This window comes from Psychrobacillus sp. (genome assembly GCF_032154225.1).
Taxonomy (GTDB): Bacteria; Bacillota; Bacilli; order Bacillales_A; family Planococcaceae; genus Psychrobacillus.
In genome coordinates this window covers 1-23966 of record NZ_JALDYF010000007.1, presented here as the reverse complement: position 1 = coordinate 23966, position 23966 = coordinate 1, and the positions used below count along the sequence as shown (strand labels likewise).

The 23966-nt window shown below is 36.2% G+C and carries 26 protein-coding genes and 2 riboswitches; of the genes, 25 read left to right on the top strand and 1 reads right to left on the bottom strand.

Annotated elements, in window-relative coordinates:
* Positions 1-468: 468 nt before the first annotated feature.
* The 23 genes from RUH95_RS10995 to RUH95_RS10890 all read left to right on the top strand — a co-directional run bounded on the left by RUH95_RS10995 (position 469) and on the right by RUH95_RS10890 (position 21616).
* Positions 469-831: an arsenate reductase family protein gene (locus RUH95_RS10995; protein WP_313892918.1), complete on the top strand. Its 363-nt coding sequence runs from the start codon at positions 469-471 to the stop codon at positions 829-831.
* A 73-nt stretch (positions 832-904) separates the two neighbouring features.
* Positions 905-1285 (top strand): glycine cleavage system protein GcvH, encoded by a 381-nt coding sequence (gene gcvH, locus RUH95_RS10990; RefSeq protein ID WP_313892917.1) that lies wholly within the window; start codon positions 905-907, stop codon positions 1283-1285.
* Positions 1286-1361: 76 nt separating this feature from the next.
* Positions 1362-1712, top strand: coding sequence for a toprim domain-containing protein (locus RUH95_RS10985; protein ID WP_313892916.1), 351 nt, complete (start codon positions 1362-1364; stop codon positions 1710-1712).
* 10 nt (positions 1713-1722) lie between these two features.
* Positions 1723-2043, top strand: a complete 321-nt coding sequence (locus tag RUH95_RS10980) for a thioredoxin family protein (protein WP_313892915.1) — start codon at positions 1723-1725, stop codon at positions 2041-2043.
* A 40-nt stretch (positions 2044-2083) separates the two neighbouring features.
* A riboswitch (SAM riboswitch) is annotated at positions 2084-2188 on the top strand.
* 85 nt (positions 2189-2273) lie between these two features.
* A complete protein-coding gene (locus RUH95_RS10975; RefSeq protein WP_313892914.1) occupies positions 2274-3299 on the top strand; it encodes a methionine ABC transporter ATP-binding protein in 1026 nt (341 codons plus the stop codon).
* A complete protein-coding gene (locus tag RUH95_RS10970; protein WP_313892913.1) occupies positions 3292-3960 on the top strand; it encodes a methionine ABC transporter permease in 669 nt (222 codons plus the stop codon). The genes RUH95_RS10975 and RUH95_RS10970 overlap by 8 nt, the downstream gene beginning before the upstream one ends.
* A 50-nt stretch (positions 3961-4010) precedes the next feature.
* Positions 4011-4814, top strand: a complete 804-nt coding sequence (locus RUH95_RS10965) for a MetQ/NlpA family ABC transporter substrate-binding protein (protein WP_313892912.1) — start codon at positions 4011-4013, stop codon at positions 4812-4814.
* Positions 4815-5264: 450 nt separating this feature from the next.
* Entirely contained in the window at positions 5265-6425 is a 1161-nt protein-coding gene (locus RUH95_RS10960; RefSeq protein ID WP_313892911.1) for a dicarboxylate/amino acid:cation symporter, read from the top strand.
* 103 nt (positions 6426-6528) lie between these two features.
* Positions 6529-6684, top strand: coding sequence for a YuzK family famiily protein (locus RUH95_RS21570; RefSeq protein WP_483880133.1), 156 nt, complete (start codon positions 6529-6531; stop codon positions 6682-6684).
* Between the two features lie 317 nt (positions 6685-7001).
* A complete protein-coding gene (sufC, locus tag RUH95_RS10955; protein ID WP_313892910.1) occupies positions 7002-7781 on the top strand; it encodes a Fe-S cluster assembly ATPase SufC in 780 nt (259 codons plus the stop codon).
* Positions 7782-7799: 18 nt separating this feature from the next.
* Positions 7800-9107, top strand: coding sequence for a Fe-S cluster assembly protein SufD (gene sufD, locus RUH95_RS10950; protein WP_090567064.1), 1308 nt, complete (start codon positions 7800-7802; stop codon positions 9105-9107).
* A complete protein-coding gene (locus tag RUH95_RS10945) occupies positions 9107-10339 on the top strand; it encodes a cysteine desulfurase (protein ID WP_313892909.1) in 1233 nt (410 codons plus the stop codon). The genes sufD and RUH95_RS10945 overlap by 1 nt, the downstream gene beginning before the upstream one ends.
* A complete protein-coding gene (sufU, locus tag RUH95_RS10940; RefSeq protein WP_313892908.1) occupies positions 10326-10763 on the top strand; it encodes a Fe-S cluster assembly sulfur transfer protein SufU in 438 nt (145 codons plus the stop codon). The genes RUH95_RS10945 and sufU overlap by 14 nt, the downstream gene beginning before the upstream one ends.
* Before the next feature lie 21 nt (positions 10764-10784).
* Complete coding sequence (gene sufB / locus RUH95_RS10935; protein ID WP_313892907.1) at positions 10785-12182, top strand: Fe-S cluster assembly protein SufB; 1398 nt, start codon at positions 10785-10787, stop codon at positions 12180-12182.
* Between the two features lie 585 nt (positions 12183-12767).
* Entirely contained in the window at positions 12768-13496 is a 729-nt protein-coding gene (locus RUH95_RS10930) for a hypothetical protein (protein ID WP_313892906.1), read from the top strand.
* A 329-nt stretch (positions 13497-13825) separates the two neighbouring features.
* Complete coding sequence (locus RUH95_RS10925) at positions 13826-14218, top strand: hypothetical protein (protein ID WP_313892905.1); 393 nt, start codon at positions 13826-13828, stop codon at positions 14216-14218.
* Positions 14219-14312: 94 nt separating this feature from the next.
* Entirely contained in the window at positions 14313-15164 is an 852-nt protein-coding gene (locus RUH95_RS10920) for a DUF72 domain-containing protein (RefSeq protein ID WP_313892904.1), read from the top strand.
* Entirely contained in the window at positions 15164-15982 is an 819-nt protein-coding gene (locus RUH95_RS10915) for a sulfite exporter TauE/SafE family protein (protein WP_313892903.1), read from the top strand. The genes RUH95_RS10920 and RUH95_RS10915 overlap by 1 nt, the downstream gene beginning before the upstream one ends.
* A 21-nt stretch (positions 15983-16003) precedes the next feature.
* Positions 16004-17371 carry a bifunctional metallophosphatase/5'-nucleotidase gene (locus RUH95_RS10910; protein WP_313892902.1) on the top strand — a complete coding sequence of 456 codons (1368 nt, stop codon included), beginning with the start codon at positions 16004-16006 and terminating at the stop codon, positions 17369-17371.
* A 47-nt stretch (positions 17372-17418) separates the two neighbouring features.
* A complete protein-coding gene (yunB, locus tag RUH95_RS10905; protein ID WP_397469496.1) occupies positions 17419-18186 on the top strand; it encodes a sporulation protein YunB in 768 nt (255 codons plus the stop codon).
* A gap of 46 nt (positions 18187-18232) precedes the next feature.
* A riboswitch (Lysine riboswitch) is annotated at positions 18233-18416 on the top strand.
* A 210-nt stretch (positions 18417-18626) separates the two neighbouring features.
* Positions 18627-20201: a Na+/H+ antiporter NhaC family protein gene (locus RUH95_RS10900; RefSeq protein ID WP_313892901.1), complete on the top strand. Its 1575-nt coding sequence runs from the start codon at positions 18627-18629 to the stop codon at positions 20199-20201.
* Between the two features lie 123 nt (positions 20202-20324).
* Positions 20325-21260 carry a lipoyl synthase gene (lipA, locus tag RUH95_RS10895; protein WP_313892900.1) on the top strand — a complete coding sequence of 312 codons (936 nt, stop codon included), beginning with the start codon at positions 20325-20327 and terminating at the stop codon, positions 21258-21260.
* A 14-nt stretch (positions 21261-21274) separates the two neighbouring features.
* Positions 21275-21616 carry a YutD family protein gene (locus tag RUH95_RS10890; RefSeq protein WP_313892899.1) on the top strand — a complete coding sequence of 114 codons (342 nt, stop codon included), beginning with the start codon at positions 21275-21277 and terminating at the stop codon, positions 21614-21616.
* A 578-nt stretch (positions 21617-22194) separates the two neighbouring features.
* Here RUH95_RS10890 and RUH95_RS10885 read toward each other — a convergent pair.
* Positions 22195-22461: a DUF3055 domain-containing protein gene (locus RUH95_RS10885; RefSeq protein WP_313892898.1), complete on the bottom strand. Its 267-nt coding sequence runs from the start codon at positions 22459-22461 to the stop codon at positions 22195-22197.
* An 87-nt stretch (positions 22462-22548) separates the two neighbouring features.
* On the opposite strand from RUH95_RS10885, the gene RUH95_RS10880 reads away from it, so the two are divergent.
* Positions 22549-23010 carry a DUF86 domain-containing protein gene (locus RUH95_RS10880; RefSeq protein WP_313892897.1) on the top strand — a complete coding sequence of 154 codons (462 nt, stop codon included), beginning with the start codon at positions 22549-22551 and terminating at the stop codon, positions 23008-23010.
* Positions 22997-23761 (top strand): TIGR01457 family HAD-type hydrolase, encoded by a 765-nt coding sequence (locus RUH95_RS10875; protein ID WP_313892896.1) that lies wholly within the window; start codon positions 22997-22999, stop codon positions 23759-23761. Before RUH95_RS10880 ends, RUH95_RS10875 begins: the two co-directional genes overlap by 14 nt.
* The last annotated feature ends 205 nt before the right edge of the window (positions 23762-23966 follow it).

The following is a 23966-nucleotide window of genomic DNA, read 5'->3' as shown; positions in this document are numbered from 1 at the left end:
CCTTAGCCTCCTTGCTACGCTGCGAGGTCTGCGGCTAACGCTAATCCCGCTGGAGTCGCCGCTTTTCACTTTATCCATCTAGTTTGTAAGGATGTCAACATGTTCTTTCTATTTATTGATTTTACGAAGTACATGCTTCTAAATTTTGTAGAGAGCAAACGAAGAGTCGAATCTGTTGAACGAGTGATTCCCTTTTTAGAAATAGAGTAAAAGAAGTGGACGTACAATACTTGTTTCACTCATGATCTAATTGATTCCTCCAATTTTTTTAAAGCTGCAGTTATGAGATAATACATACTTGTAGATTTTCGCTGCTGCGAAGAGTAACCGCAGGAACACATGTTTTTGAAGTCACGAGGAGATTGAAGCCATTCCCTCAAAAAGCGCCAACCGTAATGGAAATCAACAGTTGGGGGTTCCAACTTTTTTTACTCTTATGCTATGATAAATAGAAAAAGGTGATATGAAATGACGATTCAATTTTTTGGATATCCCAAGTGCAGCACTTGCAACAAGGCGAGTAAATGGTTGAAAGACAATGGCGTAGAGTTTGAAAAAAATAATATAGTTGAAACACCCCCTTCAATCGAATTAATAAAAGAAATACTGGCAACAACAAACACGCAATTAAACAAACTATTTAATACGAGCGGAACAATATACCGTGAGCTAGAGTTAAAGGACAAGCTGCCTCAAATGACGCAGGAAGAACAAATAGACATCCTTGTATCAAATGGAATGTTGATCAAACGACCATTCGTTTATGATGGTAAGCAACTAACGCTGGGCTTTAAAGAAAATGACTATGAACAGGTTTGGAAAACCTCATAAGGTAGCTTGTTTTTAACGTTAAAATATGTCACTATTATAGATGAATGTATAATTATTTTGAGAGGGGTATAACATGAACACACCTAATGAATTAAAATACTCAGCAGAGCATGAATGGGTAAAAACAGAAGATAATAAAGTACGTATCGGTATCACACATTTTGCACAATCAGAACTAGGAGACATCGTGTTTGTAGAGCTTCCACAAGTTGGAGACGATATTAAAGCAGGAGATCCTTTTGGTAGTGTAGAATCTGTAAAAACGGTATCTGAACTTTATGCCCCTATCAGTGGTAAAGTAGTCGAAGTAAACTCGGAGCTAGAAGATAGCCCTGAATTTGTAAACGAATCTCCGTATGAAAATGCATGGATGATCGTTGTTGAACCAGCAGATTTTGCTGAAGTAGATGCTTTATTATCTGCTGAAAAATATGCTGAACTAATCGAAGGTTAATAGATGAAAGCGCCGTTTAATTATCGGCGCTTTTTCATATAATGATTTAAAATGAACTAGTTGGGAGAGAATTTAATTGGCTAATGTATTTAGTGAAAAAATTATTCTCGTTGAAGGAAGATCAGATAAGCTTCGGCTGTTATCACTTCTTGATGAAACCCCTGAAATCATTTGTACAAATGGTACTATTTCAAATGTGAAACTAGAAGAAATTTTAAGTCCTTATGATGGTTTACCCATTTACGCTTTTTTGGATGCAGACAAGTCAGGTGAGCAAATTCGCTCAGTTGTGAAGAAGGAATACCCCGAAGCAATCCATTTGTATACTAACCCGATGTATTGTGAAGTCGCCAATACCCCCAAAAAAGTTTTGGCTTCGATATTAAAAAATGCAAATATACTTGTAAAAAAAGAATTTCTACTATAGGGTGATAAACTTGAATGAATGGACACGAGAACAATGGGAACAGCATAAAAATGATTCCGAGCCTTCTCTTTTATATATTTATACGCCAATGTGTGGGACGTGTCAGGTAGCGAGTAAAATGATGCAAGTCATTAAGGAAATGGTTCCTCATGCTATTGGTCAAGCGAATATTAATTTTCTAGGAAGTTTAGCGATAGATTATGAAATCGAAAGCGTTCCATGTCTTTTGATCGCTAAAAATGGAACAGTTTATAAAAAGATTTATGCATTTCAATCAGTGCCATATTTACTAGAGGAAATAAAAGAAGTTGACAGTAAAAATAATGTATGATAAAATACGTTTTACTAAGAAATATAATTTAATAGTATCGCTCTTATTAAGAGAGGTGGAGGGAAGTGCCCTTTGAAGCCCGGCAACCGTCATGCAAATGAAATGGTGCCAAGTCACACAAAGCTAATGCTTTGGGAAATGAGAGAATGGATGAGTGTTATTTTAATTGATAACTTACAGCCCTTCTGCTCTTTTGCGGAAGGGTTTTTTATATGAATAGGAGGATTTGCATGATTAGCTTAAAAAATATTTCAAAAAAGTTTAGTACAAAGCAAGGCACGATTATTGCCGTTGATGATGTAAATCTTGAGATAAGTCAAGGAGAAATTTATGGCATCATTGGATATAGTGGGGCAGGTAAAAGTACATTAATCCGATTATTAAATGGATTAGAGAAGCCAACTTCAGGCCATTTAACAATCAATGACGAAGATATTACTTCTATTAGTGAAGACCAACTACGCAAAGTAAGACATAAAGTTAGTATGATATTCCAACATTTCAATTTACTTTGGTCTCGAACTGTTGCAGAAAATATTGCATTTCCGCTCGAGATTGCAGGTGTTCCTAAAGAACAGCGAGCTGCTCGCGTTGAAGAATTGATTGAGTTAGTTGGATTAGAAGGAAGAGGAAATTATTATCCTGCTCAATTATCTGGTGGTCAGAAGCAACGAGTTGGTATTGCGAGAGCTTTAGCAAATCGTCCAGAAGTGCTTCTATGTGACGAAGCAACTTCAGCACTTGACCCAGAAACGACAGATTCGATTTTAGATTTATTAGTCGATATTAATGAAAAATTAGGATTAACGATTGTTTTAATCACTCATGAAATGCAAGTTATACAAAAGATTTGTAATCGAGTTGCAGTGATGGAAGCAGGGCAAGTAGTGGAAGAGGGAGACGTTTTAGAAGTTTTCCAAAACCCACAACGACCTATTACACAACGATTCGTGTCGCAAGTATCCGATACGAGCCAAGCAAAACAAACAATAAAAAACTTAGTGGACCTATATCCAAATGGTAAGCTGATTAAACTTGTTTTTGTTGGCGAACAAACAGAGCAGCCTATACTATCAAGGCTAATTAAACAATTTGATTTAGAAGTGAATATTGTGCAAGGAAATATCTCACATACGAAAAGCGGTGCTTTTGGTACGTTAATCCTTCAATTGGACGGAGATGCCCTAGCAGTCGATGAAGGGATTCGTTTTATTCACGAACAAAAAGTGCATACAGAGGTGATCAACAATGATTAACACATTATTTCCAAACGTTGATTGGCCGAAAATGTGGGAAGCAACAATTGAAACACTATATATGACGGCAATATCTACTTTATTAACATTTGTTATAGGGCTTGCGCTAGGATTGCTATTGTTTTTAACAAGTCCACATCAAGCGTGGGCAAATAGACTTGCAAACGTATTAACCGGTGCATTTGTGAATATATTCCGGTCTATTCCATTCATTATTTTAATCATTTTACTTATTCCGTTGACTAAGTTTTTAGTTGGAACGATGCGTGGTCCAGATGCAGCATTTCCAGCATTAGTAATTGGGGCAGCACCATTTTATGCTCGTATGGTTTTGATAGCGTTAAGAGAGATAGATAAAGGTGTGTTAGAAGCGGCTAAGTCCATGGGAGCTAAGACTAAAACGATTATTTGGAAGGTTCTACTACCAGAGTCTATGCCAGCTTTAGTTTCAGGTATTACGGTTACATGTATTGCACTTGTAGGATACACAGCAATGGCAGGTATTATTGGAGCAGGTGGATTAGGTACATTAGCATATTTAGATGGATTTCAACGTACTCAAGGAGATGTCACGTTTGTAGCTACTGTTTTAATATTGATAATAGTATTTATCATCCAGTGGATTGGCGATTGGATCACGATGAAAGTGGATAAACGATAGTTGGTGTTTACGAGTATACTCGATTATATATAATAAGGGAGAGATTTTACATGAAAAAGTTTTTAACAGGGGCAATTTTAACGATTAGCGCATTAGCTTTAGTAGCTTGCGGAAATGAAGAAAGTGATAAGTTGGTAGTTGGAGCTTCAAACGTTCCTCACGCAGAAATATTAGAAAAAGTGAAGCCCATTTTAGAGGAGCAAGGTATTGAGTTAGATATTCAAACATATCAAGATTATGTTCTACCAAATAAAGATCTAGATTCAGGAGATCTTGATGCAAACTATTTTCAACATATCCCTTACTTAGAAGGCCAAATTAAAGACAATGGGTATGATTTTGTAAATGCAGGTGGAATTCACATTGAACCAATCGGTGTTTACTCGAAAAAGCATAAATCATTAGAAGAGTTACCAGAAGGTGCTACAATTATTATGAGTAACTCTGTTGCGGACCATGGTCGTCTTTTATCGCTATTAGAAGCAAAAGGGTTGATAAAACTTGCAGATGGAATTGATAAAACAGCAGCAGAAGTAAAAGATATTGTTGAAAATGATAAGAATTTAAACTTTGATGCAAACTATGAATCTGCCCTTTTAGTTCAGTTATATGAAAATAACGAAGGTGATGCAGTACTTATTAACTCTAACTATGCAATTGATGCTGGTATTAACCCAATCAACGATTCTATTGCTTTAGAGGATAAAGAATCTCCATATGTAAACGTTATTGCTGTTAAAGCAGAAGATAAAGATAATAAAGAGATTAAAGCTCTAGTTGATGCGTTACAATCAGAGGAAATTCAACAGTTCATTTTAGAAGAGTGGGACGGATCGGTAGTACCAGTTAAATAATTTGTTAATGAAACTGTAAACAAGCTCAGTAATTTGAGATTGTTTACAGTTTTTTGCATCGAGTAACCGCAGGAGCAAGCCTTTTTGCGACGAGTAACCGCAGGAGCAAGCTTTTTTGCGACGAGTAACCGCAGGAGCAAGCTTTTTTGCTACGAGTAACCGCAGGAGCAAGCTTTTTTGCTACGAGTAACCGCAGGAGCAAGCCTTTTTGCGACGAGTAACCGCAGGAGCAAGCCTTTTTGCGACGAGTAACCGCAGGAGCAAGTCTCTTTGCGACGAGTAACCGCAGGAGCAAGCCTTTTTGCGACGAGTAACCGCAGGAGCAGTTTGTTTGGTGAAGATTAATCTTAACATTCCGTCTATTGATAATTCGGTTCACTTTAATAAACAGATGTGCTAAAGTGTATAAATATCAAAAAAACACACTTGTACATCTAAGGAGGACATAAGGTGAAAGGGAAATTTGGTTTATTACCGCGAATTATTGTTGCTATTGGTCTTGGGATTCTTTTAGGATCTTTTGTGCCGAAAAAAGTAGTTGAAATTATGGCAACATTTAATGGTATTTTCAACGGATTTTTAGGATTTATCGTACCACTGATTATTATTGCTTTTATCGTACCTGGAATAGCACAGCTTGGTAAAGGATCAGGTAAATTATTAGGATTATCTACGGCTATTGCTTATGCATCTACTTTACTTGCAGGATTTATAGCATTTTTTGTTGCATCTAATTTATTGCCAAAGTTTATTGGAGGAACTGAAAGCATTGAGATCGATAACCCAGAAGAGTTTTTAATCGGTGGTTTATTTGAAATTGGAATGCCTCCAATGATGGGGATTATGACTGCGCTAATTTTTTCGTTTATTATGGGGATTGGTATTTCCGCAATTAAGGGAGATACACTGAAAAAAGGATTTGAAGAATTTAGCGAGATTATTGAGAAAGTAATTACTTTTATCATTATTCCTTTACTACCAATTCATATTTTTGGTATTTTCATGAATATGACGTTTGGAGGTCAAGTAGCTAAAGTATTGTCTGTTTTTGGTGTCGTATTTGTCATGATTATTGCATTGCATTTACTCATGCTTGTACTGCAATATACAACGGCAGGAACGTTGACGGGAAAAAATCCATTAAAGCTGATGAAAACTATGTCTCCTGCTTATTTTACAGCATTAGGAACACAGTCTTCGGCGGCCACGATTCCAGTAACGCTTAGACAAGCCCGCAAAACGGGAGCATCTGAAAAGGTGACAGATTTCACGATTCCATTGTTCGCAACGATTCATTTATCTGGTAGTACGATTACGCTTGTATCGTGTGCAATTGGCGTTATGCTAATAAATGGGCAAGATATTGTACTATCCTCATTTATCCCGTTTATATTTATGCTAGGCATTACAATGATTGCGGCTCCAGGAGTACCTGGTGGAGCAGTAATGGCAGCACTAGGCTTGCTAGAAGTTATGCTTGGATTTAATGGTGCAATGGTCGGATTAATGATCGCACTTTATATTGCGCAAGATAGTTTCGGAACAGCTACAAATGTAACTGGTGATGGAGCGCTTGCAATTATTGTAGATAGATTCTCAAAATCGAGCTAAACGTTTCATCCTAATATAATAGGGTATATATAAAATGTACCAAATATTAATTAGGAAGGAATGATTCATTATTAGTTCGGAAGAGTTACCTTATACAGAACAGATGGACCATGCATTTAGAGGAGTACATGGTTTCGGTTATGTTGATATGAGAAGTAGCCATTTATTACGTATGAAAGTAGAGCGACGTAGGCAAGAAAATTATGAGGAGAGTGTTCGGCTGATTGCTAAAATAGCTAGTCATACTTTTCGAGGTTAATATAGTGAAATCCATGAAGGTACTTAGCTTCATGGATTTTTTCATATTCTCATAGTCGGTTTTAAATAGATATAAACACTATTTGAATAGTGAAATCCATTCTCAATTAGATTATACTTATTGAAAATGCTTCAGTTTCGATTGAGAACTCTAGTATTGTAAGAAAAGTAAATAGAAATCATGAATTACAATAGACTTGTATTCTAACTGAGAAAGTATTTCAAAAGATTTGCAAGGGACTTCAGTTTGGGTTAAGATTAGAATGATAATAAATTAGAATGGTTTTCCATTCATAGTTAATTAATGGAGGTTATTAAATGTCAACTTTAGTCATTAAGGATTTACACGTTGCGATCGACGGTAAAGAGATTTTAAAAGGTGTTAATTTAACAATTAATACAAATGAAATTCACGCAGTAATGGGTCCTAATGGTACAGGTAAATCTACTTTAGCTTCTGCTATTATGGGTCATCCAAAATATGAAGTTACATCTGGTTCAATTGAATTGGACGGAGAAGATGTTTTAGCAATGGAAGTAGACGAACGTGCACAAGCGGGTCTATTCTTAGCAATGCAATATCCAAGTGAGATAACTGGAGTTACAAATGCGGATTTCCTACGTTCAGCGATTAATTCACGTCGCGAAGAAGGCGATGAAATCTCTTTAATGAAATTCATTCGCGAGCTTGATAGTAAAATGGAATTTTTAGAAATGGATTTAGATATGGCACAACGTTATTTAAATGAAGGATTCTCAGGCGGGGAGAAAAAACGTAATGAGATTCTTCAATTAATGATGTTGCAACCTAAATTTGCTATTTTAGATGAAATTGACTCTGGTCTTGATATCGATGCATTAAAAGTTGTTTCTAAAGGGATCAACGAAATGCGTGGAGAAGGTTTCGGAAGCTTAGTAATCACTCACTATCAACGTCTTCTTAACTACATCACGCCAGACCATGTACATGTAATGATGCAAGGACGTGTAGTTAAATCCGGTGGTCCTGAACTTGCTCAAAGATTAGAAGCAGAAGGATACGAATGGGTAAAAGAAGAGTTAGGAATTGAAGACGAAACAGTTGGACAAGAAGCATAAGAAAGGGGACGAATCAGCATGACGGTTGAAACAAAATTGGCATTAACCGAGCAAGATATTCGCTCCTTTTCAGAAGGTAAGCAAGAACCAAGCTGGATGACAGAACTTCGTCTGAAAGCATTTGGTGAACTTGAAACACTTCCGATGCCAACACCAGACAAAACAAAAATTACTAATTGGAATTTCACAGAGTTTCCAGTTCATACTGTAGATAGCAGTAAATTTACTTCTTTAAACGAACTACCTGACGAAGTGAAAGCAGTTGTAAATGCGGATGAACAAAAAAATATTTACATCCAACATAACAATACACCTGCATTTCTTTCATTATCAGAAGATCTAAAAGCTAAAGGTGTTATCTTAACTGATATATACACTGCAATTCGTGAGCATTCTGATCTTGTTCAACAATACTTTATGACCGACGGTGTCAAAGTAACAGAACATAAATTAACTGCACTTCATGCTGCATTATTAAACGGTGGTGTATTCTTATACGTGCCTAAGAATGTTGTAGTAGAAGAACCAATTCAAGTTATTTATTTACATGACGATAAAGCAGCTTCACTTTTCAATCATACTTTACTAGTAGCGGATGAAAATAGCTCTGTAACTTATGTAGAGAACTATTTGTCCACTGTTGAACATGCAGAAGGTTTAGCTAATATCGTGACGGAAGTTATTGCTAAAGACAATTCAAAAGTTACATTTGGAACTGTTGATGTTCTAGCAGAAGGATTTACAACATACGTTAATCGTCGCGGTGTAACAAGTCGTGATGCGGTTCTTGAATGGGCACTTGGTATGATGAATGACAGTGATACTATTTCTGAAAATACAACACATTTAGTTGGAGATAACTCAGAAGGTCATGTGAAAATGGTTGTTGTAGGTCGCGGTAAACAAAAACAAAACTTTACAACAAAAGTAATTCATTGGGGCAAACATACAGAAGGTCAAATCCTTAAGCACGGAGTTATGAAAGATGAAGCATCATCTATATTCAATGGTATTGGTAAAATTGAATACGGTGCTACTAAGTCTAACGCTGAGCAAACATCTCGTGTATTAATGCTTAGCGAAAAAGCACGTGGAGATGCAAATCCAATTCTTTTAATCGATGAAGATGATGTAACAGCAGGTCACGCAGCATCAGTTGGCCGAGTAGATCCACTTCAGTTGTACTATTTAATGAGCCGTGGTATTTCTCAACATGAAGCAGAGCGTCTAGTAATTCATGGATTCCTTGCTCCTGTAGTAAACGAATTACCTATTGAAGGCGTGAAGAAACAGCTGACGGAGGTTATTGAAAGGAAAGTTCGCTAATGCTCAGTAAAGAGATTCGAAACTATTTCCCTATATTAAACCAAGAGATTAACGGTCATCCACTTGTCTATTTAGACAGTGGGGCAACTTCACAAAAGCCAGTTCAAGTAATTGAAGCGATTAAAAATTACTATGAATTGGAAAATTCCAATGTGCACCGTGGTGTTCATACACTTGGAAACCGTGCGACGGAAAGTTACGAAGGAGCACGTGAAAAAGTTCGTAAGTTCATCAATGCTAAATCGACGAAAGAAATTATATTTACACGTGGTACAACGACATCTATCAATACAGTTGCGCAAAGTTTCGGCTTAGCAAATGTAAAAAAAGGTGACGAAATTGTCATTACGTATATGGAGCATCATTCTAATATCATTCCATGGCAACAGCTTGCGAAAGTTACTGGCGCTACGCTTAAATATATTGATTTAGAAGAAGACGGAACAATATCTTTAGATAAAGTTCGTGCAACAATTACTAATAAAACAAAAATCGTATCAGTCGTATACGTTTCAAATGTTTTAGGTACGATGAATCCAATTAAAGAAATTACGAAAATTGCACATGAACATGGGGCAATTATGGTAGTAGATGGAGCTCAAGCTTCTCCGCATATAAAACTAGATGTACAAGCATTAAACTGTGATTTCCTGGCTTTTTCGGGTCATAAAATGTGTGGACCAACTGGTATAGGTGTACTTTATGGAAAACAGGCGTTACTTGAAGCGATGGAGCCAATTGAATTTGGTGGAGAAATGATTGATTTTGTAGGATTACAGGAGTCAACATGGAAAGAGCTGCCTTGGAAATTTGAAGGTGGTACACCAATTATCGCTGGCGCTGTTGGACTTGGAGCAGCAATTGATTTCCTTGAAGAAATCGGACTTGATGCAATAGAAAAGCATGAACATGAGCTTGCTGCTTATGCGATGGACCAAATGTCTACGATCGAAGGCTTAACAATCTATGGACCGAAAGATCCGTCGAAACGAGCTGGAATCATAACATTTAACTTAGATGACGTGCATCCACATGATGTTGCAACAGTACTTGATATGAATGGTATTGCTGTTCGTGCAGGACATCATTGTGCGCAACCACTGATGAAGTGGTTGAAAGTATCAGCAACAGCACGTGCAAGCTTCTATTTGTACAATTCAGTGGAAGATATTGACCGTCTAGTTGCAGGCTTGCGCACGACAAAGGAGTATTTTAACGATGGCTTCCAATAATTTAGATCAACTATATAGAACTGTTATTATGGATCATTATAAAAATCCTCGCAATAAAGGCAGTATTGAGGATGGGGCATTAACGATTGATATGAATAATCCTACTTGTGGAGATCGCATTCATTTAACACTTCAAGTAACAGATGGAGTGGTTCAAAATGCGAAATTCGACGGAGAAGGCTGTTCGATTTCGATGGCTTCTGCATCCATGATGACGCAAGCAGTAAAAGGGAAAAAAGTAGAGGAAGCACTTCAATTATCTACTGTTTTTTCTGAAATGATGCTTGGACAAGAATATGATGACTCTTTAGACCTTGGTGATATTGAAGCACTAAATGGTGTTTCTAAATTTCCAGCGCGTATTAAGTGTGCAACATTGGCATGGAAGGCGATGGAAAAAGGGATATCCGAAGAAGAGAAATAAAACTAGAACGGAGGAAATACGATGGCTAAAAAAATGCCTGAAATTGGTGATTATAAATATGGTTTCCACGATAAAGACGTATCCATTTTCCGTTCAAAACGTGGCTTAACGAAAGATATCGTTGAAGAAATTTCACGTATGAAAAATGAACCACAATGGATGTTAGACTACCGCTTAAAAGCGTTAGAAATTTTCTATTCTAAACCAATGCCACAATGGGGTGGAGATTTAGGATCTTTAAACTTCGATGAGATTACTTATTATGTAAAACCATCAGAGGCTACACAAACTTCATGGGATGAAGTACCAGAGGAAATCAAAGCTACATTTGATAAACTAGGTATTCCTGAAGCAGAGCAAAAATACCTTGCGGGTGTTTCTGCGCAGTACGAATCGGAAGTTGTTTACCACAACATGAAACAAGAACTTCAAGACTTGGGTATTATCTTTAAAGATACGGATTCAGCCCTTCGTGAAAATGAAGACATTTTCAAAAAATATTGGGGTACTGTTATTCCATCTGCAGATAATAAATTCTCAGCACTTAACTCAGCAGTATGGTCAGGTGGATCATTTATCTATGTACCACCAGGCATAAAAGTTGAAACGCCACTTCAAGCATATTTCCGTATTAACTCGGAAAATATGGGACAATTTGAGCGTACGTTAATTATTGTTGATGAAGGCGCTTCTGTACATTATGTAGAAGGTTGTACAGCTCCAGTTTATACAACAAACTCACTGCATAGTGCGGTTGTTGAGATCATCATCAAAAAAGATGCATATTGCCGTTACACGACAATCCAAAACTGGGCAAATAATGTTTATAACCTAGTTACGAAACGTGCTGTTTGTGACGCTAACGCTACAATGGAATGGATCGATGGAAATATCGGTTCTAAGTTAACGATGAAATATCCTGCAATATTTTTAAAAGGTGAAGGTGCTCGTGGTATGACACTTTCTATCGCAATTGCTGGTAAAGGACAACATCAAGATGCTGGTGCGAAAATGATGCACTTAGCTCCAAATACATCTTCTACAATTGTTTCGAAATCTATTTCGAAACAAGGCGGAAAAGTAACATACCGTGGTATCGTTCATTTTGGTCGTAAAGCTACTGGTGCTCGCGCGAACATTGAATGTGATACGTTAATCATGGATAATCTTTCTACTTCAGATACTATTCCATACAACGAAATTTTGAATGATAATATTTCTCTTGAGCATGAAGCGAAAGTTTCTAAAGTTTCAGAGGAACAATTATTCTACTTAATGAGTCGTGGTCTAAGTGAAGAAGAAGCAACTGAAATGATCGTAATGGGCTTTATTGAGCCGTTTACAAAAGAACTTCCAATGGAATATGCGGTTGAGATGAATCGCTTGATCAAGTTCGAAATGGAAGGTAGTATTGGGTAATACTTATTGCAGTAAGGGCTGAAAGGGGGCAACTATTATAGTTGCCCCCTTTCAAACTGTTGATACACGCATTCATTCTTCGTTGCTGGAACTCGTTTTAAACTAATGAGCTGTAGTACTATTCGCTACCTCCCCCGACTGGAACGACTCGACTGACAAGTGTTTCAAGCAAGTCTGATATGAAACCTTCGAATTTTGATGTTATCTACAAGTTAATGGAGCAACTTTTAAAGTTGCTCCGTTTTTTGTCTCAAAAATATATTTCTCCTAGTTTTTTGACATGGTTTAATACTTTGCGTTTTACAGTAATTTCAGCGTGACATTGTTAAGCCCATCAAAGACGCATTTTATTCTTACTCAAGATTCTTTTTAGGTAAACATCATGTGAATGCAGAAGTGCAACTGAAGAAAGTAGCTGCACAAGGAAAAATATTTTATCTTCCCGCATGATTATACAAACTGAATAATAATGTATCTGATTTGGCACTGCATGCTTCATTAGACTAACCAGAGGGAATTAGTAAATTAGTATTGGATATTATATCGGATAAGATATAGTATCTTCTATAAGGGAGGATTTGTACAATGAATCGAATAGTATACATACTTTTATCAATTATTTTAGGACTATTTATTATATATTCGTCATTTAATATTATTGGAAATTTTAGAAGCTACAATTTTACTGGAGCAATACTTGTTATAATTGCATTTAGTGGATTTATTTATGCTGAATACTTACTTATAAGAAGGTATAAAAGATTATCTACACCTGAAGCAATAAAACTAAAGCATCAAAAGAAAGCAATGATTCGAGAACATCAAAAAAGGGTTAAAATCGAAAATTTAAAACGAGAGAGTATGGTGCCAGGTTCAAAGGCGCGCATCAAATTATTTGAAGCTGATAGGTGTATATTAGCAAAACATCTAATAGGATTACCACTTTTAGAAGGTATTGAGACCTATATTTACAGATGTAAAGATAAGGTTATTTTTGAACATCGCAAAGATACATTTAAACTAGAAATAATAAAAGTGAAAGACATTATATTAAAAACAGAAATAGAAATTAAAAAGGATTATGTAAATGGAAATGGTTTAATATACAAAAATATTTTTGGAAATTATACAGTTAAAAATGGTGTAAGAGAAATCGAAACAAAATATATAAAAAAATTCCTTATATTTTCTTATGAAAAGGATTGGGAAATAAACTATATAGCTTTTGAAGTAACGAAAGTACCAAAGGCAGCTTTGTTTGTTGATTATTATGAGGAATTGAATATGCGTGAAAACCAGATACAAAGTTTATGATTGATATCGAATATTTACTGAAAGATAAAATTTACACAGTTTAATAATATAAAGAAGAATAAATAAAAACCATCCATTATGTAAAGAAGCTCTTCAATCCAATCGTTGCGAGTGGACGCTTCTTACTTCTATTTCTAACTCTTAGCTCTGTTTATAGGTGATTTTCCTTTATGAAAGAAAAAATAATGTGACTTAGGATTTATTAAAGCAGAAAATATGCAAAGTAATGCGAACTATAAAAAATCTAAAACAGTTCTAAATACTGAGTTTTTTTAGTAACGTAGTCCCCTTATACCTAAAATATGATTTGTATTAAAAGGAGTGCTAATGTGGACTATAATGAATTAATAAAACTAATCAATATAAGTATGGATAATTTAGATTTAGTCTCTGCTAGAAGATATATGGAACAAAACATGGATGTATTAGATCAAAATAGACATCTACTTCGTAGTAATGCTAGAGCATTATTTAATTTTCTTAAAAAAGAACAAATGGCAGGGGTAGATCCTTTGAGTCGCAAAGACATTACAATTATATATTCCATTAATAAGCATGCGACTAAATTTGATATTAGAGGTTTAAAGTTATCGATAAATAATCATGCAGAGCTATTAGCGAGAGAAGATATTAAATACTATTTAAATGATGATGCGAAAATTCTTTTAGAAAGCATGAATGTCATAAATAAAAAAGAAAAAGAGTTAACTTTTGCTACATAATGATTTGCGGCGGACGTTCAGTTGAACGTTCTTTTTTTGTGCCTATGCATAGACTGATGGTATGATATTATTGAAAGAATAGCGAGGTGAGTACATGATTCAAATAGGATTAACTGGTTGGGGAGATCACCCTGATTTGTATACTTCAACTGCAAGGGAAAAGTTGCAAGACTATAGTGCGCATTTCCCAGTAGTTGAATTAGATACCGCATTTTATGCAATTCCACCCATCAAAAATAGTTTAAAATGGTTAAAGGAAACACCTGATAATTTTCAATTTGTGGTAAAAGCTTATCAAGGGATGACAGGGCATTTACGAGGAGAACTTCCTTATGAATCACTAGACAAAATGTTTGAGGCTTATAGACAATCTATTCAGCCTTTTAAAGAACAGGGAAAGCTCTCGATGGTCTTAGCACAGTTTCCACCATGGTTTAAATGTCACACAGAAAATGTAGAGTACCTTATGAAAATTCGGGAGGAATTAAAAGATTTTGAGGTAGCTATTGAGTTCCGACATCAGTCTTGGTATTCTCCAAATTTTAAAAAGAAAACGATGCAATTTTTACGAACGCATAGTTTTCATCACACTGTTTGTGATGAACCGCAAGTTGGCGAGGGTTGTGTTCCAACAGTGCCTATTGCAACGTCCGATAAAGTACTTATTAGGTTGCATGGTCGAAATACATATGGTTGGATTAATCCAGGTGATTCAGAAAAATGGCGAGAAGTTCGTTACTTATATGATTACAATAAAGAAGAGCTTCGTTCCATTTATGGCATTACCGAGCAGCTGCACAAAGAAGCAAAAGATGTTGTAGTATTATTTAATAATAATTCTGGCGGGCATGCTGCCAAAAATGCGAAATTATTTCAAGCCATGCTAGGTATTGAATTCGATGGGCTGGCTCCAAAACAATTAGATTTATTTGAAGGAGAGTTTTAATGGAATGGTTCATACTTGCAATTAGTGGTCTTTTTTCCGGTGTGGTTGGCGCATTAGTTGGCCTTGGCGGCGGAGTTATTTTAGTTCCAGCAGTATTATTTTTTGGTACAACGCTTGCATTAATTCCAGATATTACACCACAAAGTGTTGTTGGGCTTTCTGTTGTAATGATGATTTTCACAGGTCTTTCTTCTACTCTTTCGTATATGAAAACGAAAACGGTAGATTTTAAAAGTGGGTTTATATTTTTCATAGGAAGTATACCAGGGACGATACTTGGTGCATGGGTAAATAGAGGATTAGATTTACCATCTTTTAATCTATATTTTGGTATTTTACTTATTATTTTATCGACTCTTTTATTGGTACGAGATCGCTTAAAACCTGTGAAGTGGTTTGTTGAAAATGGAAAAAAACGAACCTTTACAGACGATAAAGGTACATATATTTACGGCTATCCTATTTGGTTTGCACTTCTATTAACATTTGGAGTTGGTTTTGCTTCAGGCTTATTTGGTATTGGTGGAGGCTCCATTATTGTGCCTGCTATGATTTTACTATTTCTGTTTCCTCCTCATGTGGCAGTGGCAACATCTATGTTTATGGTTTTCTTATCTGCACTTGTCAATTCAGCGACACATATGTCATTAGGAAATATTCCTTGGCTTTATACGATACCAGTAATTCCAGCTGCGTATATCGGAGCTAAAATAGGAGCAAGTTTAAATAAAAAACTAAATTCGAATACATTAGTTTTTGCATTACGAATTGTATTATTACTACTAGGGGTTCGTTCAATAATTGCGGCGCTTATGTAAAGCGAAAAAGGTGGGTTTACAGTGAGAGAAACGATTCATATTTATCATACGAATGATTTGCATAGTCATTTAGAAAACTGGCCGACTATCCATCAGTTTCTCTCTAATAAAAGAAAAACGCACAAAAATAATGATCCCTGCCTTGTAATGGATATTGGGGACCATTTAGATCGATCCAACGTGTTTACGGAAGGGACGCTTGGTAAAGGTAACGTAGAGCTATTGAATAAGGCGTGTTATGACTATGTCACAATAGGAAATAACGAAGGAATTACACTGAGCCATGAAGATCTTCATGCTTTGTACACGGATGCGAAGTTCGATGTGATTGTTTCTAATTTTACAGATTTACATGGTGATATACCGCAATGGCTACTGCCGTATAAAATTCATGAAACACCTTCTGGAGTTCGGATCGGGATTGTTGCTGTGACAGCTGATTTTGGTATTTATTATGAAAATCTTGGCTGGCATATTCAGCATCCGATTAATCGGCTAAAGGAAATATGCGAGGAAATAAAAGATCAGGTAGATATACTTGTGTGCATGTCCCATTTGGGAATGACGTTAGATGATCGGATGACGGAAGAAATCCCACAAATAGACGTCATATTAGGCGCACATACACATCATTTTTTTAAAGAAGGCAAACTGTTTCATCAGACATTACAAGCAGCAGCAGGTAAACTAGGAGTGTATATTGGGCACGTCATGATTGAATATGATCACGCAGCAAATAAAGTAATTTCAAAAGCAGCTACATTATATCCAATAGATGAGCTTGAAAAGCCTTCGAATGATGCGGAGCAAATAGCACAATGGGAAGAGATTGGAAAGCAACGATTAGCGTATACTGTATTTCAAAATCCAGTATTGTTAACAAAAGATTGGTTTCATCCTTCTAGTATGTCTTATTTTTTTGGTGAAGCATTAGTAGCTTTTACAGCAGCAGATTGTGCAATGTTTCCAGCAGGTATCTTTTTGACCGATTTGAATAAAGGGCCGATTACTGCGTATGATTTACATGCTGTTTTACCACACCCGATCAATCCATGCATCGTTTCTATAACAGGAACTGAATTACTCGAGGTAATTGAGTTGTCCAAAAACGAAAAATGGCCTCGTTTAGAAGTAAAAGGGTTGGGATTTAGAGGGAAATACCTTGGTGCAATGCAATTTCATCAGCTGGTTGTACAGGAAGATGGAGAAGTATATGTGAATGGAGAACTACTTGAGGTTGATAAAACGTATTCACTTGCTACACTGGATATGTTTACATTTGGCTATTTTTTTCCTTCTTTTAAGTGGGCGACTAAAAAATATTTTATGCCAGAATTTATACGTGATGTTGTCAAATGGTATGGGCAGCAACAAGAGCTTAAAAAATAGCCTACATAAAAATCCTCCGGTTACATATAAGTAACTAGGGGGATTTTATGTTGTTCCATCATAAAAAGAAGAAATTCAAATTTTTTAGTATGCAAAGTAAATTAGCGATTTTTATCGCGTGTTTTTTATTGACAGTTGGAGGGTTATTTTATTGGATTAATGCACAACTAACACCGACATATTTACGATATGCAGAAGTTCAAACGAATAAAATCGCTTCGATGGTTATTAGTAAAGCGATTAATACGAGAATTGCGAACGTATTAGATGTGAATGATATCATCGAGCATGTCCCGTCCGAAAGTGCGAATATGGTGACGACGAAATTTAATACGGAAATTATTAATCGCGTATTGTCGGATACAAATAGTTTAGTATTGTCTCATTTAGAGCAAGCGGAGAAAGGAAATTTATCTTCTTTACCTTATTTGGACGATATCGAGTATGACAAGCAAACGATGGAGGATCAAGGCGGCATTGTATTTTTTGTTCCGATGGGGCAGGCTGCTAATATTCCGTTGCTTGGTAACTTAGGTCCGAAAATTCCAATTCGATTTCATGTAATTGGAGATGTACAATCTACGGTGGAGCAAAGTATTGAGGAATTCGGCATTAATAACGCATTTGTGGAAATCAGTATTCGGATAAAAGTAAATGTCCAAGTGATTGTTCCACTAGCAAGTAAAATGAGCACAGTAGAGCAAACTATTCCAGTTGCAATGGGATTAATCCAAGGGCAGGTTCCTCAAATTTATACAAAAGGAGAAGGGGCCGCACCTTCTGTCGAAGTTCCAATAACACCACGAGAAGAATGATTTTTTGCATTTTGTTGTGAATCCTGTTACAGTAGTGATTGCAAAATAAATAGGTAGAGGCTGCATAGCTTAATAGTATTATACGTGAGGATGACAACGACGATCGTATAAGAAAGGAAGCTTTGCCGAAATTAAATGTGAACTGTCAAATGCATTTAGTTGGGGTTATTTTGAATAAAAATAACACTGTCATTTATATGGGGACGTATAAATGGTGAGCTACACAATATGGATGATAGTTAATGCTTGAATTCAATAGTAGAGGCCGACCTATGTACATGTAACCATGTCTAATAGGTTGGCTTTTTTTTGTGGCTTTTGGGGAACTATAAATGAAACAGTTTCTATTTACTTTTATTTTTTGGGGATTGGGAGAGTTTTTAGCAGTTCGAATAGTTTTTGGGGGATTCGGAGCTTGTGAAAAATAGGAGGAAAATAGTTTGGGAAATACATTTTTAGCTTTATTGCCACCAATATTGGCGATTATAATGGTGCTTGTTACGAAAAGGGTATTATTGTCATTAGGAGTAGGAATCGTTTCTTCGGCATTGCTTGTAACTAGTTTTGCTCCAGTCGATTCAGCACTAATATTATGGGAATCATTTAAAGTTTCTTTTTGGGACGATGGCTTAAATACGTATAATATTTATATTTTATTGTTCATCTTACTATTAGGGGTTATTACGGCATTTGTTAGTTTGTCTGGCGGTAGTAAAGCTTTTGCAACTTGGGCAATTAAACGAGTGAAAACGCGAAGAGGTTCAAAGCTTTTGACAGCATGTTTAGGAATTCTTATTTTTGTGGATGATTATTTTAATGCATTAGCAGTTGGACAAATCGCTAGGCCGATTACAGATTCACATAAAGTTTCTCGTGCGAAACTTGCTTATTTTATCGACTCTACATCTGCACCGATTTGTGTTGTGTCACCAGTGTCGAGTTGGGGAGCGTTTTTAATAAGCCAATTAGGCGTTATTTTTGCAACACATGCAGTAACTGCTTATACACCACTGGAAGCATTTTTATATATGGCACCGATGAATTTTTATGTTATTGCAACGCTTGCAATGGTCTTTTTCCTAGCTTGGACTGACTTTGATATTTTTGATATGAAAAAACATGAATCAAGAGCAAAAGAAACTGGTGAGTTATATGATCCGAATAAACCAAACCCAGGAGAGCTACAAGGAAATTTCCCGGAAAATAATTTTGGAAAAGTAACTGATTTAGTACTTCCAATAGTAACGTTAGTTGTCGTTACGATCGGTTCAATGTTTTGGACAGGCTATCAAAATGCAGGAAAAGTAATGAACCCTGTCATTATATTTGAAAATACAGACGTGCCTACATCTCTTATGATTGGTGGATTGTCAGCAACATTGCTAGCGATATTGTTATATGTACGCCAATTCAAAGTGAATTCTGAGGCGAATGCCGGATTAGCATGGAAAGCATTTACAACAGGAATTCGTTCGATGATTCCTGCAATTCTTATATTAATCTTTGCTTGGTCTTTATCATTTTTAATCAATGCTCTTGAAACGGGCGTTTATCTTGCGAAAATAGTGACAGAAAATAATATTCCTGTTGGGATTATCCCGGTTTTATTGTTCGTATTAACAGCATTTATGGCGTTTGCAACAGGAACTTCATGGGGCTCATTCGGAATTTTATTGCCAATTGGGGCGAGCATCATTATGTCGATTGAACCAGAGTTATTATTGCCTGTACTATCAGCAGTGTTGGCAGGAGCAGTTTTTGGAGATCATTGCTCACCAATTTCGGATACAACGATTATGTCAGCGACTGGTGCCGGTGTAAATGTAATCGATCATGTCATGACACAGCTACCTTACGCATTAATAAGTGCGGTAATTGCAGCAACAGGTTATTTAGTTTTAGGTTTAACTGGATCAGCGGTGCTTGGATTCATCACTGTTATTGTTATTTTAATCGCGTTATTTATCGTATGGAGTTTGATAAATAAACGTCAAAATATTGCTGTAAGTGAATAAAATTTCGTGAATTATTTCCTATCTGTTAACTAGGTAATGGCTGCCAAAGAGAGTTGTTTGTAATCAAATAATATGTTACATTGACATCAGAGTAGTTAGTTTATTTGGATTGGGGTAGGGGAAATGTCAACGTGTAAACCAGCGAAAACAGAGCATCAACGCAAGCCAGATTGGTTAAAAATTAAGTTAAATACGAATGACGACTATAAAGGTCTGAAAAAGTTAATGCGCGAAAATAACTTAAATACAGTATGTGAAGAAGCGAAATGTCCGAATATTCATGAGTGTTGGGGAACTAGAAGAACGGCTACATTTATGATTTTAGGGGCTATTTGTACACGAGCTTGTCGTTTCTGTGCTGTTAAAACAGGACTTCCAAATGAATTGGATTTAGCCGAACCAGAGCGAGTTGCTGATTCTGTTGTGATTATGAATTTGAAGCATGTGGTAGTTACGGCAGTTGCTCGAGACGATTTAAAAGATGGTGGATCGGAAGTATTTGCTGAAACAATTCGCGCGATTCGTCGTAAAAATCCATTTACCACTATTGAAGTGTTACCTTCGGATATGGGTGGAATTGAGCAAAACTTAAAAAATATTATGGATGCAAAACCAGATATTTTAAATCATAATATCGAAACAGTTCGTCGTTTAACACCAAGAGTTCGTGCTAGAGCAAAATATGATCGTTCATTGGAATTGCTGAAACGTGCAAAAGAAATGCAACCAACGATACCAACGAAATCTTCGTTAATGTTAGGATTAGGGGAAACGCATGAAGAGATTTTAGAAGTAATGGATGATTTGCGTGCAAACGGCGTGGATATTATGACGATCGGTCAATATTTACAACCGTCTAAAAAACATTTACCTGTTTTAAAATATTATTCGCCAACAGAGTTTGGTGAATTACGTAAAATTGCAATGAGTAAAGGGTTCTCTCATTGTGAAGCTGGACCACTCGTTCGTAGTAGTTATCATGCAGATGAGCAAGTAAATGCAGCTGCGAAGCAAAGGCAAGCACAAGGTGAGGAACTTTTAGCTACTCAAAACAGCTAATGGATGGTGATTATATGATTATTGCAGAAGGATTAACGTACGATATAGTAGAAGATTACCGCGAAGCGTTTAAAGATGAAGCGTTTCAAGAGCGTTATAGTGAGATTTTATCTAAGTATGATTATATTATGGGAGACTGGGGATATGGCCAGCTTCGTTTAAAAGGTTTTTTTGAGGATAAAAACCATAAGGCTACTTTTGATACGAAAATAAGTACGATGAAAGATTATTTATACGAATATTGTAATTTTGGCTGTGCTTATTTTCTTATAAAGAAAACAGGAATTGCACCAAAGGTACCAGTAGAAATAGTAGAACCATTAGTAATTGAAAACCTTGAACAAGATCAATTGTGATCTTGCTCAAGGTTTTTTTTAGAATGTATACGAATACATCAGAGTGGATTTCGTTACAATCGGACGCTTTCCTGCGGGGCTTTCAGCTCGCACTTTTCCCGCCCGAGTCGCCGCTTTTCACTACATCCATTCTGCTTATGGGAGTGTATTCATGTTCTTTCTACTTAACCCTTTTCATGTAAGAGAAAGAGAAAGAAGTTCATGGACACTTCTAGTTAGAAATAGACCGACAATTTTCGTGTGAAGTAAATTTGTCATTTACTTTTTACTTTATATAAAAAAATAGAAGTGTCGCTTTGTAAAAACCTACAAAGTGCCGCCAAAATTGTATCTTTGGCGACCTGCAAAGTATATAGAAATGGCTTGCTTCTCCTTTTACTAAAAGTATTTAAGTACTTGCCACGGAAGTTTCTGGCGAACGAAAGGCGAACATTTGCCATACGATGACCGACGAAAAAGCTTGTTGGAAGTGGCATAGCCTCCTCTTTCAACAAGCATTGAAAATTTTATCTTTCATTGTATGGCCCAATGAGAAGCCTGAAGAGAGCCAGAAACTGTTCTAGTTTTTAAAGAAAGCTTTAGTTCAATAATTCTCTTAAATAATCTCTCAGTTCTTCTGCTTCTATTTCCGTTCTATTATATACATGCTCTAAGTATCCAGGCTCTTCTAAATCATCTGGCCCTAAAATAGCTGCTCGGCCGTATTGGATATCCATTACTAACACTTTTCCGAAAAAACGAGAGCTTTGTAATATAGCTAAATCGTATCTTTGTGAATCGCCAGTAAACCCAACAAACCTCGTTTTTGTATCTTCTACATCATCATACAAGAAAAATCGTTCCATTCGGTGACACTCCTTCCTACTCTCAAATATGTTACTATAGAATAGAAGTCAATATCAACTGAACAAGAATTACGAGGGGGTATTTCGATGTATTTTGTCGATCGAAAAAAAATTACTTTAACATTAACTTATATGAATTCTTTAGTAGAACTGTTTGAAAGTCGAGCAGACTGGGAACAAGATGAAGTGACAAAATTAGCATTAGAGCGTGTAGGGCAAAATATTATAGAATCGATTATCGACGTTGGAAATGCAATGATTGATGGGTTTATCATGCGTGATCCAGGAAGCTACGAAGATATTATTGATATACTAACGGATGAAAAAGTAATCTCTCCTGAAATGGATGGACCTATGAAGGAAGTTATTGAATATAGAAAGCAATTAGTTCGAGATTTTCAATTAGTGAATCATGCTAGTTTAGTTTCTGTTTTATTGGATAATTTAAGTTGTATTAAACAATTCCCAATAAAAGTGGAGAGTTATATTATCAATGAATTAGGCCCGGTTTCTGCGTTTTTACCAGAGGATTCCAATGTTAAGTTATAAAGCCTATTGTATTGATTTAGATGGGACAATTTACCGGGGGAAAGAGCCGATAAAGGAAGCAGTCGAATTTGTTCATTATCTACAGCACAATGGGATTGAGCCTTTTTTTGTTACAAATAATGCGTCGATGACTCAGCAACAATTGCAATTGAAGTTGGCGAAGATGGATATTCACATAGAGGCAAATCGTATTATGACTTCAGCTATTGCAGCTGCTCATTTTATTGATGATCATCATAAAGGGAAAACTGTTTTTATGGTTGGAGCAGATGGCTTAAAAGAGGCATTACATGCAAAAGAGATAGTTTGTACAGAAGCAGCAGCGGAAGTGGTCGTTATGGGGATCGATTTGCAAATAAATTATGAAAAACTTGCAACAGCGTGTTTGTCGATTCGTGCAGGTGCAGTATTTTTATCTACGAATAGTGATCATGCATTCCCAACAGAAAGAGGTTTTTTACCAGGTAACGGGGCTTTTACAAAACTAGTAGAACATTCTACCGGAGTAGAGGCAATGTTTATGGGGAAACCAAAACCGTATATGCTAGAGTTGATTCAACAGGAACATGGGTATGCTAAAGACGAGATGATTATGATCGGGGACAATTACCAAACGGATATTTTAACTGGAATTCATTATGGTATACACACTGCACATATAAATAGTGGAGTTACAACTACGGATGATGTTAGAAAACAATTGGAGTTACCGACGTATTTATTGGAATCATTAAGTGAATGGACAAATTAAGAAATACGGAAGCGCCTATGTCTGCCCCGACAGGTACGTTCTTCTGCGACGAGTAACCGCAGGAGCAAAATGGGGAAAAACAAGGAGGCAGCTCCTTGTTTTTCCCCATTTGACCCCGAGGGGCTAGGCGCTGAAGCTGGATAGTTAAAAAGTTAAAAAGTTAAAAAGTTAAAAAGTTAAAAAGTTAAAAAGTTAAAAAGTTAAA